Origin of the sequence: Acetivibrio sp. (assembly GCF_035371925.1) — a bacterium.
Lineage (GTDB): Bacteria > Bacillota > Clostridia > Acetivibrionales > Acetivibrionaceae > Hungateiclostridium.
Genome location: NZ_DAORXT010000010.1, coordinates 32194 through 48786 on the forward strand (window position 1 = coordinate 32194; position 16593 = coordinate 48786).

At 40.0% G+C, this 16593-nt stretch carries 15 protein-coding genes; all 15 read right to left on the minus strand.

What is annotated here, in order from left to right; all coding sequences use genetic code 11:
• Window positions 1-94: 94 nt before the first annotated feature.
• Entirely contained in the window at window positions 95-949 is an 855-nt protein-coding gene (locus PLH43_RS02705) for a metal ABC transporter permease (RefSeq protein WP_324359819.1), read from the minus strand.
• Window positions 950-1729 (minus strand): metal ABC transporter ATP-binding protein, encoded by a 780-nt coding sequence (locus PLH43_RS02710; RefSeq protein ID WP_324359821.1) that lies wholly within the window; start codon window positions 1727-1729, stop codon window positions 950-952. It lies immediately after the preceding gene.
• Window positions 1730-1754: 25 nt separating this feature from the next.
• Window positions 1755-2723, minus strand: coding sequence for a metal ABC transporter substrate-binding protein (locus PLH43_RS02715; protein WP_324359823.1), 969 nt, complete (start codon window positions 2721-2723; stop codon window positions 1755-1757).
• A 164-nt stretch (window positions 2724-2887) separates the two neighbouring features.
• Window positions 2888-3307 (minus strand): transcriptional repressor, encoded by a 420-nt coding sequence (locus PLH43_RS02720; RefSeq protein ID WP_324359825.1) that lies wholly within the window; start codon window positions 3305-3307, stop codon window positions 2888-2890.
• 44 nt (window positions 3308-3351) lie between these two features.
• Window positions 3352-3858 carry a prepilin peptidase gene (locus PLH43_RS02725; protein ID WP_324359826.1) on the minus strand — a complete coding sequence of 169 codons (507 nt, stop codon included), beginning with the start codon at window positions 3856-3858 and terminating at the stop codon, window positions 3352-3354.
• Window positions 3859-3885: 27 nt separating this feature from the next.
• Window positions 3886-4608, minus strand: a complete 723-nt coding sequence (locus tag PLH43_RS02730) for a serine/threonine-protein phosphatase (RefSeq protein WP_324359828.1) — start codon at window positions 4606-4608, stop codon at window positions 3886-3888.
• Complete coding sequence (locus tag PLH43_RS02735) at window positions 4563-4742, minus strand: hypothetical protein (RefSeq protein ID WP_324359830.1); 180 nt, start codon at window positions 4740-4742, stop codon at window positions 4563-4565. The genes PLH43_RS02730 and PLH43_RS02735 overlap by 46 nt, the downstream gene beginning before the upstream one ends.
• Window positions 4743-4995: 253 nt before the next feature.
• Entirely contained in the window at window positions 4996-7209 is a 2214-nt protein-coding gene (locus PLH43_RS02740) for a glycoside hydrolase family 9 protein (protein ID WP_324359832.1), read from the minus strand.
• Window positions 7210-7428: 219 nt separating this feature from the next.
• Window positions 7429-8160 carry a SprT family zinc-dependent metalloprotease gene (locus PLH43_RS02745; protein ID WP_324359833.1) on the minus strand — a complete coding sequence of 244 codons (732 nt, stop codon included), beginning with the start codon at window positions 8158-8160 and terminating at the stop codon, window positions 7429-7431.
• A 32-nt stretch (window positions 8161-8192) separates the two neighbouring features.
• Window positions 8193-9386 (minus strand): Xaa-Pro peptidase family protein, encoded by a 1194-nt coding sequence (locus PLH43_RS02750; protein WP_324359835.1) that lies wholly within the window; start codon window positions 9384-9386, stop codon window positions 8193-8195.
• A gap of 201 nt (window positions 9387-9587) precedes the next feature.
• Window positions 9588-12191 (minus strand): FtsX-like permease family protein, encoded by a 2604-nt coding sequence (locus PLH43_RS02755; RefSeq protein ID WP_324359837.1) that lies wholly within the window; start codon window positions 12189-12191, stop codon window positions 9588-9590.
• A complete protein-coding gene (locus PLH43_RS02760) occupies window positions 12188-12871 on the minus strand; it encodes an ABC transporter ATP-binding protein (RefSeq protein ID WP_324359839.1) in 684 nt (227 codons plus the stop codon). The genes PLH43_RS02755 and PLH43_RS02760 overlap by 4 nt, the downstream gene beginning before the upstream one ends.
• A gap of 108 nt (window positions 12872-12979) precedes the next feature.
• Window positions 12980-13996 (minus strand): HAMP domain-containing sensor histidine kinase, encoded by a 1017-nt coding sequence (locus PLH43_RS02765; RefSeq protein WP_324359841.1) that lies wholly within the window; start codon window positions 13994-13996, stop codon window positions 12980-12982.
• Window positions 13989-14660 carry a response regulator transcription factor gene (locus tag PLH43_RS02770; protein ID WP_324359843.1) on the minus strand — a complete coding sequence of 224 codons (672 nt, stop codon included), beginning with the start codon at window positions 14658-14660 and terminating at the stop codon, window positions 13989-13991. The genes PLH43_RS02765 and PLH43_RS02770 overlap by 8 nt, the downstream gene beginning before the upstream one ends.
• 81 nt (window positions 14661-14741) lie before the next feature.
• Window positions 14742-16436, minus strand: a complete 1695-nt coding sequence (locus PLH43_RS02775) for a cellulase family glycosylhydrolase (RefSeq protein WP_324359845.1) — start codon at window positions 16434-16436, stop codon at window positions 14742-14744.
• Between the last annotated feature and the right edge of the window lie 157 nt (window positions 16437-16593).

Sequence of the window (16593 nt, forward strand, 5' to 3'; positions counted from 1 at the left end):
GTCACTGCTCAAAATTTGTCAAGACAAATTTAGCACTCATTTAAGGTGAGTGCTAACAAAAAGAATCAAATATCTGAAAGATAAGACTAGATGCTTAATTTGCCTTGGTTAATGTCTTTTTTACAATCAATCCTTTAACCAAGTTTTTATAAACAAGGGTAAGTACAAGACAAATCGCGCTTATCAGTACTATTGTACCTCCGGGAACCATGTCCAGGTAAAAAGAAAGAGTAAGTCCGGTAACTATGGAAAAAATACCGTACAGCAAAGAATAAACTATTGTCTGCTTGAAGCTTTTTGCTATTTGCATGGCTGAAGCAGGCGGAAGAACCAGAAGTGAGGATATAACCAAAGTCCCAACTATTCTTGAAGACACTGCAACTGTCACTGCTGTAAGAACAGCAAAAATAAAGTTAATTATTTTGACCGGTACTCCGGCAAGCCTTGCCGCTTCCTCATCAAAGGTTATAAAAAACAACTCCTTGAATAGAGCTGCAAAAGTTACTATTACCACAGTACTCAAAACCGCTATAATGATAAGCTCAAAATCTGATATTGCTATAATGCTCCCAAACAAATAGGAAGACAAGGAAAAGCCGCTTTTTACATAACCGGACAAAACTCCTGCAAGTCCGATTCCAGTAGACATAATGACTGCTATCGAAATCTCGGCATATTTTGGAAAAGCTCTCCTGATCTTCTCTATTCCCAGCGCTGCAGTTATTGAAAACAAAGTTGCACCCACTATGGGATTTATGCCGGCAATCAAACCAAAAGCCACCCCTGCAAGAGAAGTATGGGAAAGGGAATCTCCTATCATGGACTGTCTTCGTAAAACTATTATCACACCTATAGCAGGTGCCATTATGGCTATAAGTATTCCTATAAAATATGCCCTTTGCATAAATCCAAGGTTTAAAATAAAGTCTTCACCAAAAATACCGGACATTTATATGGCTCCTTTCTTCCAACAGTTTGTGCAACAATGCTTATTGGCATGAAGGTTTACATCATATCCATATATCTCTTTTAGCCTTTTTTTCGCAAAATCTTCGGTGTTTTCGTTCATTATGAGACCTTTGTTGCCCACGTACGCAATTTTATTGGCATGAACAGTGATAGCCCCTATATCATGACTGACCATCACTATTGTCATTCCCCTTTCCTGGTTCAGCCTGCCCAAAAGGCAGTACAAAGCTCCTTCGGATTCCGAATCTATTCCCACAGTAGGCTCATCTAGAAAAATCAAATCCGGCTCCGACACAAGAACCCTGGCTATAAACACCCTTTGCTGCTGTCCTCCCGACAAATTGCCAATCAGCCGGTCTTTATAGTCTTCCATTCCGACAGTTTTAAGCGCTTCATAAACAAGCTCCCTGTCCTTATCTTTAATTCTTCTGAAAAGTCCGATTTTGGGAAATAAATTCGCACTTACCACCTCTTCCACCGTTGCCGGGAAGCTAGTATTAAAGGAACTTGCCTTTTGCGCAACATAACCTATCTTGTTCCACTGATTAAACCTTTCGATATTCTGTCCTAAAAGCTTGATTTCACCTTTAATGGGCTTTATCTGTTTTAAAAGCAGCTTAACAAGGGTGCTTTTTCCTGAACCGTTGGGACCGATAACTCCAACAAAATCACCTTTTTCCACCGAAAAACTCATATTCTCCAATATGAGCCTTTGCCCATATCCAAAGCTTAAATTGTTTACTTCAATAACTTTTTCCATAAAAAATCAACCTCTAATCAGGCATTTATTCAAGAGCTTTCTTTAAGGCCTCTAAATTTTCCCTCATTACAGAAAAATATTCTTTCCCTGCATCAATCTCCTCTTGGCTAAGTCCTCCAAGGGGATTTAAAAATTCTACTTTGGCTCCAGTCTCACTGGCAATAGCATTCGGTACCTTTTGACTCAACAGCTTCTCCGAAAATATCACCTTAATATCCTTTTTCTTTATAAACTTAACTATTTCAGCCATTCTGGCCGGTGTCGGCTCAGACTCCGCGCTAAGCCCTTCTATGGCATTCTGCTTAAGCCCGTATTCTTCACATAAATATCCATACGCCAGATGTCCCACCACAATATCCTTTTTTGAGCACTTTGACAATTCTTCTCTAAATTCCTTATCAAGAATGTCAAGCTTTTCAGCGTTGTCTTTGAAGTTCTTTTCATAATACTCACTGTTTTCAGGGTCCGCCTTTACAAAAGCATCCTTTATTGCTTCCATTTGCTTCTTTGCATTTTTAGGGCTTAACCACACATGAGGATCGTACTCAGTATCCTCATGACTATGACCTTCTTTATCCTCATCTTCTCCGTCATGATCTTCATCATGATAGTGGCTTCCTGAAATGAGCTCAATATTTTTTGACGTTTCAACCACCAGAAGACTTTTATTATTTATAGAACCAAGCACCTTTTCCACCCATGGCTCCATACCTGCCCCATTATACACAAAAACATCGGCCTTTCCAATCTCTAGAATATCCTTCGGTGACGGTTCCCAATGATGGGGCTCCGTCCCTGCCGGCATAATATTGGTAAGGTTAATCCTGTCGCCGCCAATTTTCTTTGCAAAATCATACATGGTATAGAAACTGGCATACACATTGATTTTGTCATTGTCCCCACGGGTTTTTACATTTGAACTGTCAAAGCAGCCTGTAATAAGAAATGCCAGACATAAAATCATCAAAGCAACCCATTTTATCCTTCTTCTCATAAAAAAAGCGTCCTCCCGCATTAGTCTTGTCATAGCCGATTTGCTTACAGTTAATTATATCCATACAAACTATATTTTAAGCATATTATTTCAAATGCAAATCATTTGCATTTAATATGATTATATATCGGGTGCTTTAGCCCAGTCAAGCACTTCTATTTGAACTATTCTTTTTTGCATTTGGGACAGATTCCGTAGATTTCAAGCTTATGACCGGTTATGTCAAAATCATTTCGCATACCGATATCCTTTTCCATCTTTTCCAAAGGACAAAAATCTATCGGCACCGATTTATGACAATTTGTACACACCAGATGATGGCGATGACCGTCCACTGTAAGCTCATACCTTGCTTTGCCGTCTCCCATGACAATTTTGTTTACAAGAGACTTGCTTTCCATAAGGTCAAGGGTTCTGTAAACAGTAGACAGGTTGACAGACGAGCCCTGTTTTTTTACAGCAAAAAATATATCTTCAGCAGAAAGGGGATTCTCTGCGCTTTGAAGAATCTCAACAACTGCTTTTCTTGATTTTGTGTTTTTGCATCCTATTTTAGCCAATATATCATCCGTTGTTTTTCCCATAAAATATTCATCCTTAACACAAAATAATATACTTATTATCTATTCTACTTCATACCAAGCATTACTTCAACAAAGAATATTATAACCCCGCATGATATTGCATATGCCATCCTAAAAACCGCTTTGCTCCCCTTGTCCTCAAAATTCGTATACGGTTGTATATTGAATGTAAGAAATACATTTTTCAAGTAATTAAATATATTAAACAACCTTTCTTTCCCGTTGCGATTGACAATAACAATGATTAAGGCAATTACGCCTCCTGCCAGAAAGGAATAGGCCATTATCCAAAGGGCCGCTTTAAAGCCCAAAACAGCTCCAATTGCACTAAAGAGCTTAATATCTCCAGCCCCCAGCATCCTTAAGGCATATAATACAAATAACAATAAAAAGGGAACAGCAATACCAAGTAAAGATTTAATAAGTCCCGATATTCCTTCCAAAATCAGATTGGTTGCAAGCCCGATGAGCATAAAAGAAAAAGTTAGTCTGTTTTTTATCTTGTAGTGACGAATGTCACTTATCAGAGCAGCCAGTACAAGAACTGCCATTTCAATCCATCTTATTACTATTGTACCTCACCACCCAATAAAATTACCCGTTATCCTGTTAATTATTCCTTTAATACTTAGTATACTGTCACTGTAATCTCTATATAAATGCTGACATACCGCAACAGCCGAAATATTGTCCGCAGCACCTCTGAGTTTCACTTTCTCCAGAAGACTTCCTAGGGTCTTTTGAATGTCAGCATCTTCTTTTTGGCAAGAAGACAAGGAATTATATATTTCATCTTCATCAAGATAGTTGTGAAATCCGTCACTGCAAACTAAAAAACCGTCATCGGACGCAATATCACCAAAGGCATCAAATATCTTCACATCTTCCACAACCCCAAGGCACCTGGTAAGTATGTTCCTCTTCGGATGATTTTTTGCTTCCTCTTCCTTCATTTTTCTTTCTCTTACCTGCTGGGCAACCCATGAATGGTCTTCTGTAAGCTTGGTTATGGAACTGTTAATTCTATATATTCTGCTGTCTCCCACATGCTTTATAATGTATTTGTCTTGATAGATAAAAAGCATGGTCAGAGTAGAACCAACCTTGGCATTGATTGACAATCCAAAAGAAATAATTTTTTGGTTTATATCCCGTATAAGCCTGTCAAGCTCATAGCTTAAAGCGGTCAAAACATCCTGTTCATCCAGTTGAAAAATGTTGGGCAGCTGCTGCTCCCACCACAAGCTGAATTCATTTACAATAATACTGCTTGCCACATCTCCCGCAGCAAGTCCTCCCATTCCGTCGGCCACCAAGAAAAGACCAAACTCCCGTTTTTTTCATCTCCAACTTTTACAAGAATATTATCCTCATTGGTCTTCTTAACGTTTCCTATGTCAGTTAGAGCTCCAATTGCAAAGCTTCTTTTTAGCATAATTCCCCCGTATCGTTCCTCTTTATACAGTTTGACACACCTTTTATAGGGGCCATACATTACCTTGTTCTACTATTTTATTTTAACAATAATATATGTGGTTTGGCAATATTGGTAATAAATATTAAAAGCTCGGAACATCGAGTCCCTTCGCTTTTGCCTCTTTCATTTCATTCCAAGAGGCCAAATAAAAGCTGCTGCAAAATAATACCTTCGCAGCAGCTTTACAATTTTCATTCAATATCAAATCAAGCTATTTTTGAACCGGAAATTCTTTAATAATTTTCAATATGTACCTGTTGAGAATAGTCAAATCCGTGGAGTTTACCTTTCCGTCGCCGTTTAAATCCGCTGCCACCATAAACTTTGCCTGCTTTTCGGGATCTGATATTACTATACTCTTTACCACATATCTCTTTAAGTAGGTATAATCCGTAGAAGTTACTTTTCCGTCCAAGTTCACATCCCCGAGCATTACTTCAGGTGCAGATGTTGGAGACGGAGTAGGCTTGATAGTTGCAGTCGGTGTCGGTTCAGGCTCCGAGCCTCCGGGCGGCACTTTACCCCAAACTCTCACATTACCGTCATAAAGCGGTATGTATTCAGTCTTTTTGCTTGTAAAGCCCTGCTCGATTCCCTGGAAGGAGAAGTCGTTGGTATTATCCCAGTTGCCCTCTCCATACGGTGCTGTAATTGTGAAATATACATCCCTCTTATAATCGTTTATTCCTCCGGGGAATATATTTATACCGGTAAAGTCTATGTTTACATAGTAAATATGATTATCGGGATCCCATGGAAGAAGCTGTGAAACCTTAGCTCCGCCATTGGTAGTCGAGCCCACGGTAATTTGATCTAGAGTAATGCCCTTCTCAACTGATTCGGAAATATCAACAAAATACTTGGCAGACAACTTGTCGGAGCCTCTTGCCGGCCAACCTGACTTGTTGATTATTGAAGTCTTGATATTTACAAAACCGGGTCCTGCAGCATTTACCGCAGCTTCAACATAAAATTCTTCTCCCGGTGTTTCAAATGCAACAAAATTCGGAATCGGTTCTCCGCCATACTTTTCATACATTTTTGCAAGAGCGCCTACAAAACCTGCATTATAGTCATTGGCTACCTCATTGCACTGAAAATCATCCAGTCTGTCCACATATTCATCTCCACTGCTTGGTCCGCCAACCAATGCACCCACCAGAATATGTCTGCATTCATCCGGTTCAGTCATCAATGCACTCCATGAGCTATGTGCTGTCCTGTGATGAGGATTCCTCGGCGGATTTTTTCCAAAGCCCACCACAAAGCTTCTTCCTGTACTTCCCAATGCATAATCCACCTGTTTTTTGGCAAATTCCTTGTATATAGCAGCCTTTGCCGGGTCACTTCCGGACCAGTCTGCATACACACTGGCGAGGAACGCCTCAGTAGTTGCATACCTCAGTGAACCCCACCTGTCAAGATATGCAAGACCTTTCGGAGTATATTGAATTTTGCTTCCGTTAAAGCCTACAGTCCAATAGTCAAGGTGGTTTTCAATACATTGCTTGTAGTAAGAATTGCCTGTAATTCTTGCCAATAAAAGCAATGAACCGTACAACTTGTTATCCCAGCAATGAGCCCAGGAATAAGTTATAAATGTTGTACCTCTTTCTCTTTCCCAATGAGGTTCGTAAGATTCTGCTTTCTGAATATAAGCCTCATCGCCTGTTGCCAGATACAGCCATATACTTGCCCAAGTGAGTTCGTCATAAAAACCGCTGTGGGATGAGTAGTATCCTTCTGCCGCCTTATATCCTTTATCACTTCTTGTAGTATCGGCAAAATCAAAGAGCTCTTTCGCATGCTTTAAAAGTGTGGCTGCATATTGGGGATCAGTGGGCTTGAAAACTATTGATGATGCAGCCATAGCTGCTGCTGTCTCAGCAACAACAGTTGAACCCGGATTTGACAAATCCACTTTGAAGGACGGTCTTTGCATCTGCATTACTTCGGCAGGTCCCCACCAGGAATGGTCTATTGCACCGTCTCCCACCTGATAATAATACACATTCGGACTTGGATGGCATTTAATAAAGTAGTCGGTAGCCCATTTAATATTGTCCAGTATGTAAGGAAGCTGGCCGCTCTTCACATATGCATCCCTAGACTCATAAACGCTCCACGCCAGCATGGTAACAGCATAGGCCATCGGAAGGTTGAACTTTACATGGTCACCGGCATCATACCAACCGCCAGTAAGGTCTAAGCCATTGTCTGCGCCGTCATTAAGAGCTGAGTCTCCACGCCAGTTGTTTCTCGTGTTTTCGGGAAGTTTTCCCGAACGCTGGAACTCATAAAACATAATTGCTTTTTGTAGTGCTTCACCGTAATTGAAATCCGCTGCAAAGGTAATCATACCCTGCGGAATTGCTACGGCAAGCAGCACCGCAAATGTCAGTAAAAATGCGATAATTTTCTTCAATTAAATCTCCCCCTTGTTTTATTTAAATATTTAAAATTTAATTTTTATTTTGAGTAGGTATTGGAAAGACAGATGCTAAAACGGTATTACTTCGATAAATATATTGATTTGCACTAAATTGAAAAATACATCTTATATTTCTATTTTATCATTCACACGTTAGAATTTCAAAGCATATATGCGAATATTTGCTTAATTTACTTCATTATCACCCAAAAACTATATTGCCAAACGATGCCCGTTCGCTTTCAGCCACTTGCGGCTCAAGTCAAAGTCAGGAATTATGGATTTTACAAGATTCCAGTAATTCTTTGAATGGTTCATTTCTTTCATATGACAGAGCTCATGCACAATAACATAATCTACAACTTCCATCGGAGCCATAATCAGTCTCCAATTAAGACTGATATTTCCCTTGATGCTGCAGCTTCCCCACCGTGTCTTTTGATCTCTGACGGTAACCTTCCGGGGACAGACACCTATTTGAGGTGCAAAAAAATCTATCCGTTCCTTTGAAATTTCAATAAATTTATTAACATAAAACTTTTTCAAAACACTTCTTACGCATTCGGCTTCATTACTAGAAATCTTTCTCTCATCTATCGCAACAACAATATGACTTCCCTCAAAAGTAACCCTTTCAGGCAGCACACCTTTCACAATCTTTAAAGTGTATTCCTTTCCAAGATATAAAAAAGTGTCTCCGTCCACAAACTTTTTGTCAATACAAGATTCTTTATATAGTTTTTTTAGCTCCTCCTGCTTTTTTACAATCCATGACATCTTTTTCAACATTATATCTTTTAGTTGCTTGTCTGAAATATTCAAAGGAGCAGACACCTTCACCTCACCATTTTCAGTCACCCTTATCCCCACAGTCTTCCTACGGCTTCGGGTAAGAGTATATGAAACACGGTTTATTCCATCGGATATACTTTGACTTTTCTCCATAATTCTCCCTCTTGTTCATTAACAATATCCGGTTAATACACCGGTATCAATCCCGGGCTTTCTCCTGTTATGCATTTTCCACCTTCTGCAGTCACTATAAAAGTATTTTCAATTCCCACCATTCCAATGTTTTCAATACCTTTCTTCGGCTCTAAAGCCAGTACCATGCCCTCCTTCAGCGGTTCATTAAAGCCCTCGGCAATAACAGGCATTTCATCCACCTGCAATCCGATTCCGTGACCTAAAAACTTTACCTTTCGCCTTCCAAAACCCATGAAGTTTTCTTGAAACTTTGCATCAAGACTGTCCATTATATCCTTGTAAATACACGCAGGTATTGCACCGGGCTTTAGCATTGATGCAATTTTATTCTGAATGTCGACACACTTTTTATGCTCCTCAACAGCCTCTTCGGTAAGCGGAGAGCCAAACATATATGTCATGGTCTTGTCGGTATGATAACCATCGACCCCACAGCCCATATCAATAAATACCAGATCACCCTTTTTGAGCTTGCGTTCACGGCTTCCCAAAAGCGGTGCCGCAGGGCTAAGTCCGTAGCATCCTCCCGGGCCGTTGAAGTATGTCGGATAAATGGAGCTTTCTCCAAAACAGATATGCCCTATGACCATTTCGGTATCAAGCATTGAAAAACGGGATATCCCTTGGTGCCCTTCCTCAACCATTACTGAAAAAAGCCTTGTTGCAAGCTCAGCCTCACTCATTCCTTCTTCAAGAATTTCCGGTACCCGTTCCTCCAGCACTATCCTGTGGACTTCTCCGGCTCTCTTGATCATTTCCAATTCATAATTACTTTTTACCGATCTTAATTTAGCAATTATCATATCCAAAGGCTTAAAGTTCTTAAAGGGAAAATATTTTTGAAACCTCTGAAACATCGCAAGGGGAACAAACTCTGTTTCAAGATAAATTGCATCCGGCAAATTTTTGTAACAGCCCACTGCATCCCTATAGCTGTTCATAGGCCTAATTAAAGGAAACAGCGATTCGTCCTCCGCTCTTTCAAAACTTCTGCGAACCCACAATACCGCTTCATCATCCCGGGGAATTAAAAGCATACCCTCCTGCATTGTTCCAGTAAAATAATACATATTAATTTTACTGAATATCACTGCCATTTCCCATTCGGGATTATATTGACTCATCATCGTACGGAACCGTTCCATACGCATATTAAGCTCTTGTAAAGGTACCTGCTTTATCATAAACAACCCCCAATTCAAGCTAATAATAAGTATTTTCTTGACAATAAAATTCATAAGGATTATATCACAACAACTATAATATATGCTATATTTGACGATTCAAAAGATAAAAAAAATCCAGCCTTTTTCAAGACTGGACTTTAAGTTGCCGGAAAAATTCGAAAAATAAGGCGTATTTAATATCCATCGCACTAAATGCTTCTATAAATTTTCGTTTCTCAGGGCATCAATGGGATTATCCTTCTTTATTTTGCTCATGGAATACAGCATTGTTGAAAACACCACTATAAATACACTTCCAACAGTAATCACGATACTGTACCACGGAATAAAGAATTTTGTTTCCCATCCCTCGATAATACTTCGATAAATAAGGTAAGTTACGCCGATGGATACGGGAATACCGTACATGAGCCCTTTTATTCCATACAGAAGGCACTCATAATTCATCATCTTGTTAAATCCCTTTTCTGTCATGCCAATGGACTTTAACATTGCAAACTCGCGGCGGCGAAGCGAAAAATTCGTCGAAATGGTGTTAAACACATTGGCCAGGGCTATCAGGGATATTAAAACGATAAATCCGTAGGAAAAGACATTGACGACAGTAACCAATGCCCGGCTTGACTCTTTTACTTCTGCATAATCAAACAAGTTGACTGTCGGAAGTTTTTTCTCATCCAAAACACGGTATATTCTGTCAAAAACCGCCCTATGGTCTTTTGCCTTAAAATACATCACAACATCTACATCACTTTTTTCTTCTCCTGATACTTCGGAAATTGCGCTAAAGGGATATATTAAAGTCAAAATATTGGATGAATTACGGTATACCCCCAGGGGTGTATTGTCGGTAACAGCAATGATATTAAGCTTTTCGCCATTTACAGCCTCTCTGTCTTCCAACTTTTCTATCCTAATATCCTCTGCTTTTTTGTCAAACACATTGAAAGTATAAAATTTCCCTTCAGCATAAATTTTTACAAAGTCCACCAAAACAGCTCCCGGCATATCGGGATTACTATTCGTTTCACTGACAATGGAATTTTGCTTAAGGTACTCTTCATATGTTGCGTCGTCAATAAAGGATATCACGATAGGAATAACGTAATATCCCGAGTCCATGTCTATATGGTTTTCTCCGAATATTTTGTTGCAAAAATCCACATACTCCCTGTTTAATGATTCAGTTGATATTCGTGCATATTCATTAACGCCGTAATTTGTATATCCATAGCTGCTATCAATAACACCACTTACTTTCGCAAGTTCCTCGTACAATTCATCCAAAGAGTATTTTTCTCTCATGTCCGTTGTAAAGGTATATATTATATCATATCCGGAATCGTCAACAACCGAATGGGAAGCTTCGGTAAGATATGCACAGAAGCTGCTTGCCGATATAAACAGCACAACACTCATAAAAAGCGAAACCACTGTGGTACGGTACTTTTTCCTGTTGCGTTTGAAATTCTTGCTTGCAATCATACCTTCAAATCCAAAGAGCTTATAGGTAAGCTTTGAGGTTTTGACCTTTTTGGCTTTAATTTTAATGTCGTTTGTCTGCCTGATGGCATCAATGGGCGATATTTTTAACGCGCGTCTTGCAGGAAGATATGCGGAAATCAACACAGTAACAAAGCCAACCACCACAGCAACAACAACAGCTGCCAATGACACATCAAGGTCAAGCACAACACCGTAACCCACGTTTAAAAAAGACACAAACAAATCTTCTGTCAACTTTAGCGTTATCCCTATTCCCAAAACTCCAGCCAACAGTCCGAATGGTATACCTATAAGACTTAAGAAGCAAGCCTCAAACAATACACTTTTAAGCATCTGACGCCTGGTTGCACCGATAGATGCCAAAAGCCCAAACTGCTTGGTACGTTCACTTACTGATATGGAAAAAGCATTGTATATAAGAAGAATGGAACCGAACATTATAAGAGCAATTAATATCCCTGCAAGCCCGTATAGCACTGACCTAAAGGATCCGTTATTTATAACTCCGCTAAACTCTAAAAGATCATCGTTGATTCTTCGCGCATGGCCTTGAAATCTCTCATCCAGAAAGCCTGTAATATTTCCCATTTTCTTTAATTTTATATAGGCATCATAATCATAATCACCAACACCCGAGCCACTTTCTATTGTCAAAGCAGTATATCCTGGTGCAATATAGGGCTCAAATCCCGGGCGCTCATAAAAACCTACTACAGTGAAAGTACGCTGCTCCCTGATTATTAATTCTTCTGTATCACCGCCGTCTTTCTCGTGCAAAAAGGCATTGTTCTGGTTGAGCTTAAAACCGTCGGAAATCCTGTCTCCAATAGAAAGGACCAGAGTATCTCCAATTTTAAATTTCACTCCGCCGTTGGTTTCCACATGCTTCGGCAGGATAATCTCTGACCCGCTCTCCGGCATTCTTCCTTCTGTCAAATAAACAGGCATTGACTCCTTAAATCCTCTTCCCATCGCTCCCACAAGCAAATATGGCTTATATTCGTTCTGAGAGCCCTCCAGCATTGCATACCCAATTTTTTGGAGCCATACTAACGATTTGACTTCTTTATCTTCCAGCAAGTCATTAATCTGTTCTCTACTCACATCAAATACTGCGCCATGCCAGTCTCCATCCTGCGCAATAACCATATCCACCAAAAAGTCCTGAAGGCTTGATATACAGCTGGTAACAGCCGTAATCATTGATGCGGACAGAATAATTCCAATGATTGTGACAAGGGTTCTTACTTTATTTTTGCCAAGTATTTTTAGCGTCAGCTTGTAAAAAATGTTCATTTACGTATCACCTCATCACGAATAATCTTTCCGTCCTCAATGGCAATAATCCGGTTTGCCTGCAATGCAATATTTTCATCATGGGTTATGACAATCAAGGTTTGATTGTATTTTTTATTGGAGAGCTTTAAAAGTTCCACAATTTCCTGGCTGTTTTTCGAATCTAAGTTTCCTGTAGGTTCGTCCGCAAGCACCACCGAAGGAGCATTTATCAATGCCCTGCCAATGGATACACGCTGCTGCTGTCCTCCGGACAGCTGATTGGGCAAATGATTCTCCCTTCCCTTTAGATTCAAGGTACTAATCAGTTCTTCCAACCGCTCGTTGTTCACTTTCCTTCCGTCCATAAGTACCGGAAGTGTAATATTCTCTACTACGTTTAGCACAGGAATAAGGTTATAAAACTGATATATAAGCCCTACCTGCCGGCGGCGGAAAATTGCAAGCTGCTCGTCATTTTGAGCATAAACATCCTTGCCGTCCATAAAAACTTTGCCGCTCGTAGGCTTGTCCACCCCGCCCAAAATGTGCAAAAGTGTTGACTTGCCCGAACCGGACGGTCCGATAATTGCAATAAATTCTCCCTTTTCAACCGAGAATGTGACACCGTCCAAAGCCCTGACCATGTTTTCTCCGGTGCCATAGGTTTTTGTCAAATTTTCAACCCTCAATATTTCCATAGCTCCATCAATCTCCTAAAAATTTAGTTTATGCTTTAATTATAGGCTGTCAATGTGACAGGAAGGTGACTTCAAAATAACAAAAACGTCACTTAAAACAAAAAAGCATCACACAACTCCCTTATAAAACCTCACCGTAAATCTTGCACCGCCGTCACGGCTGTTTTGTGCCTTAATTATACCGTTTTGACTTGTTATTATCATTCGGGCCAAGGCAAGTCCTATACCAATACTCTGTTTACTGGAATTCTTTCCTTTATAAAATCTTTCAAAAAGATGCGGCAAATCTTCCTTGTCTATACCAGGTCCATTGTCCGTAATTTCAATTTCGGTATAAACAGCATTTTCACACGCTTTTACCACTATCCTCCCGCCGTCAGGAGTATGTTCCATACAGTTTTTCAAAATGTTCCCTATAGCTTCAACGGACCATGACAAATCCCCAATAAAGGTTTCGCCACCCTCCATCAAAATATCAATCTGCTGCCCTCTAAGCTCCATAGGTATGGCTATCGGCTCTATGGCGCGCTTTACAAGCTCTGACACCGACACCTTTTTTTGCTGAAAGCTGACCACTCCCGCATCAATTCTGGACATTTTAAGAAGTGCCGTAATGAGCCAATCTATCCTCACAAGCATCAGCTCCAGTTCCTTGGCTATTTCTATCCTTCGTTCATCGGAAAGCTTTGGCTTTGACAGCAGCGAAACCAGTATATTGATTGACGTAAGCGGTGTCCTGATTTGATGTGAAATATCGGCAATGGAATCGGCAAGAAAAGCTTTATCCTTTTTTAAAGCTTCAGCCTGTTCACGAAGCCTTATGGTGAGCTTTGATATTTCGCTTTCCAAAATTGCAAGCTCTCCTTCCGAAAACTTGCTGAAGTTTATGGACTCCGCCCCATGAAGAACCCTGTCAATCTCATGGGTAAAATGCGCAATTTTCAGGTATCTTTGATATGTCAAAATAAAATGGGTCAAAGTAAACACTATACAAAGACCCAAAGCAAAAAAACCCAAACTTTTATCAAATAAAAAACTTACGCCTGTTGACAGCACCGATAAACCAATAAAAATCAGAAGGCCTTTTTTAATTTCAGGATTTCTTAGAAAATGCACTCTAATCACCAACCTTATATCCCAGTCCCCGAACAGTCTTTATAAAGGTTGGATTTTGCGGATCATCTTCTATTTTTTCCCTCAAACGCTTTATATATACCGTCAGGGTATTATCGTTCACATATTCACCGGCAATATTCCAGATTTCTTCCAGAAGTCTGTTTCTGGACAGAACAGCCCCCTTATTATTTAAAAAAACAAGAAGGAGGCGATACTCAAGGGCAGAAAGGAAAATTTCCGATCCGTTTTTGGTTACAATCCCCCGGACTGTGTCAACACGAACATTATCAAGCTCTATTACATTACCTGTTTTGCCCCTCAATCTTAAGGCTTTTCGGATTCGGGACAAAAGCTCCCTTGGGCGAAAAGGCTTTACAATATAATCATCGGCCCCTATGTCCAGGCCGGTAACAATGCTGTACTCATCATCCGAAGCCGATAAAAAGATAACGGGAATATCGTCGTTTTCCCGTGCTGCAGCACATACTGCAAAGCCATTGCCATCCTCTAGGGATATGTCCACAAGAATCAGATCATATTTGTTTGCACCCATCTTGCAAATTGCCTCATTCTGTCCGCCGGCAGAATCAATATCAAAGCCTTCATCGCGCAAGTATTCGGTTAAATTGCTTACAATGTTTTTATCATCTTCAACAATCAATATCTTTGTCATGTCTTCACCCTTAAAAGTCAAGGACCTTAGCCGGCAGCCAAAGTCCTTGAATATCCTACTTGTTTTTTGTCCGATACTGTCCTATTTATACGGAAGCTTATTTATGCTACGCAAAATATATCTTCTGAGAATTGTTAAATCTGTTGAGTTTACATTTCCGCTTAAGTTTACATCTGCCGCTTGCTCGTTAATGTCTTTAACCGAGCCTATCAAATATCTCCTTAACAATGCCACATCACTTGAGTTAACTTTTCCGTCACTGTTCACGTCTCCATACACTATATCATCCGTCGGTGTCGGAGATGACGCTGTTGGAGTAGTTGTGACAGGAGGATTTGAAGTAGGTTTTATTGTCGGATTGTCCGAAAGCTGGCTAATTGAAATACCGTTTTTGCCAAGAGGAATCTTGTGGTCCAAACCTATAAACTTACCGTCATCGGTTTTCCACAAAACAGGATACAAGTAATTGTCATACTTGTTGTCATTCCACTTAAGGTCTCTTCCACCCGGGAACGGTGTTCCTTCATCACGGGTAAAGAGTCCGCCGGTGTCTGCCGAGTCAATGTTTATGCACCAGAAGGTATGATGCAATTTGAATTTGTTCTCCAATATATAATCCCTAATGGACCTCAGATACTTTAAGTTGAGGTCAAGAAGTTTATCGCCGCCTTCGGTCAGACCTCCCCATTCGCCAAGCAATAATGGAGATATTCCATCTTCCATTATAAATGCCCAGTTGTCTCTCCAGCATTCTTCATACAGAATTCTTTTTGCCTCTTTATCATCGGCGGTAACAAAAGGACCTTTAAACCATTCCTGCTCATAAACCAACGGACCGTAATCATGAGGCGAGTAAACAAGCTGGGACTGGTATTTTCCAAGATTAATCGGATAATCCTTTACACCTCTTAAATTACCGCCCCACCAGTTGCCGTAGTAGTCATTTTTTCCTGTCCAAGGGCTTGTGTCGAAGGCTTCATCATCCCATATACCGTCTTTGGGATACATCTCCACACCTTCAACAAATATCAATACATTCGGATGTACATCCAAAATTGCCAAGGCAGTTTCCTGAGCTACTCTTTTCCAGTTGTTCGGATGATTCGAATCATCCCATATGGCACTTTCGGACTTCATTTTCATAGTACCGGTATTGGTATGGGGCTCATTTTTAAGGTCAAAGCCTATTATCGTATCATCATTTTTGTAACGCTCAGCCACCCATACCCAGGCTTTTTTGAATATTTCCTCCGTTATAGTACCCTTGTACCAAAGAGGATAATTATGTCCCTGGTTGTCCGTCTCAGCACTGTGAACATCAAGTATAACTTTGATTCCGACTCTTTTGAAGTTTTCCAGCATAAAATTAAACAATTCATAGCTGTTTAAACCCGCCAATGCAGGATTGTTGTAGCTTGTATCGGTTGAAGGCGGATATATGCCCTGACTCCATGCATAGAGCAAATCTGTTGCAATCGGCATTCTAACTACATTTATACCCTTATCCGCAACCATCTCAATATCTGCAATAATATCACTATGGTATGAATCCAAAAGCATTCTCTCTCTACAATTAAATCCAAACCAGTTGGCTCCAGTTATCCAAACTTTATTGCCGTACTTGTCAACTATATTTGTGCCCTCTACATGCAACCAGTCGTCATCCGGTTCCGCCAAATCAACGTATGACACTTCTGCAGATGACTTAACGCCGGGCACCATTAATAATGTTGATATCATTATTAATGCAATTGATAACACAACAAATCTTTTCATTACCTTTTCCTCCTACAATAAAACTGATAAATTTAAAATAAAAATGATAAATTTAAATTAAGATATTGAGCCAGTATCTTTTCAATAAAGAAATAAAACCGGTCACCTCCTTAATAAATCTTCGCTTTTCTTTCATTTTCTCACTCATTCTTAGATT

Excerpts from the sequence above, each read along its gene's own strand:
- PLH43_RS02705 (WP_324359819.1), bottom strand. The coding sequence starts at position 949 with ATGTCCGGTATTTTTGGTGAAGACTTTATTTTAAACCTTGGATTTATG.
- PLH43_RS02710 (WP_324359821.1), bottom strand. The coding sequence starts at position 1,729 with ATGGAAAAAGTTATTGAAGTAAACAATTTAAGCTTTGGATATGGGCAA.
- PLH43_RS02715 (WP_324359823.1), bottom strand. The coding sequence starts at position 2,723 with ATGAGAAGAAGGATAAAATGGGTTGCTTTGATGATTTTATGTCTGGCA.
- PLH43_RS02720 (WP_324359825.1), bottom strand. The coding sequence starts at position 3,307 with ATGGGAAAAACAACGGATGATATATTGGCTAAAATAGGATGCAAAAAC.
- PLH43_RS02725 (WP_324359826.1), bottom strand. The coding sequence starts at position 3,858 with ATGGCAGTTCTTGTACTGGCTGCTCTGATAAGTGACATTCGTCACTAC.
- PLH43_RS02730 (WP_324359828.1), bottom strand. The coding sequence starts at position 4,608 with ATGGGAGGACTTGCTGCGGGAGATGTGGCAAGCAGTATTATTGTAAAT.
- PLH43_RS02735 (WP_324359830.1), bottom strand. The coding sequence starts at position 4,742 with ATGCTAAAAAGAAGCTTTGCAATTGGAGCTCTAACTGACATAGGAAAC.
- PLH43_RS02745 (WP_324359833.1), bottom strand. The coding sequence starts at position 8,160 with ATGGAGAAAAGTCAAAGTATATCCGATGGAATAAACCGTGTTTCATAT.
- PLH43_RS02750 (WP_324359835.1), bottom strand. The coding sequence starts at position 9,386 with ATGATAAAGCAGGTACCTTTACAAGAGCTTAATATGCGTATGGAACGG.
- PLH43_RS02755 (WP_324359837.1), bottom strand. The coding sequence starts at position 12,191 with ATGAACATTTTTTACAAGCTGACGCTAAAAATACTTGGCAAAAATAAA.
- PLH43_RS02760 (WP_324359839.1), bottom strand. The coding sequence starts at position 12,871 with ATGGAAATATTGAGGGTTGAAAATTTGACAAAAACCTATGGCACCGGA.
- PLH43_RS02770 (WP_324359843.1), bottom strand. The coding sequence starts at position 14,660 with ATGACAAAGATATTGATTGTTGAAGATGATAAAAACATTGTAAGCAAT.
- PLH43_RS02775 (WP_324359845.1), bottom strand. The coding sequence starts at position 16,436 with ATGAAAAGATTTGTTGTGTTATCAATTGCATTAATAATGATATCAACA.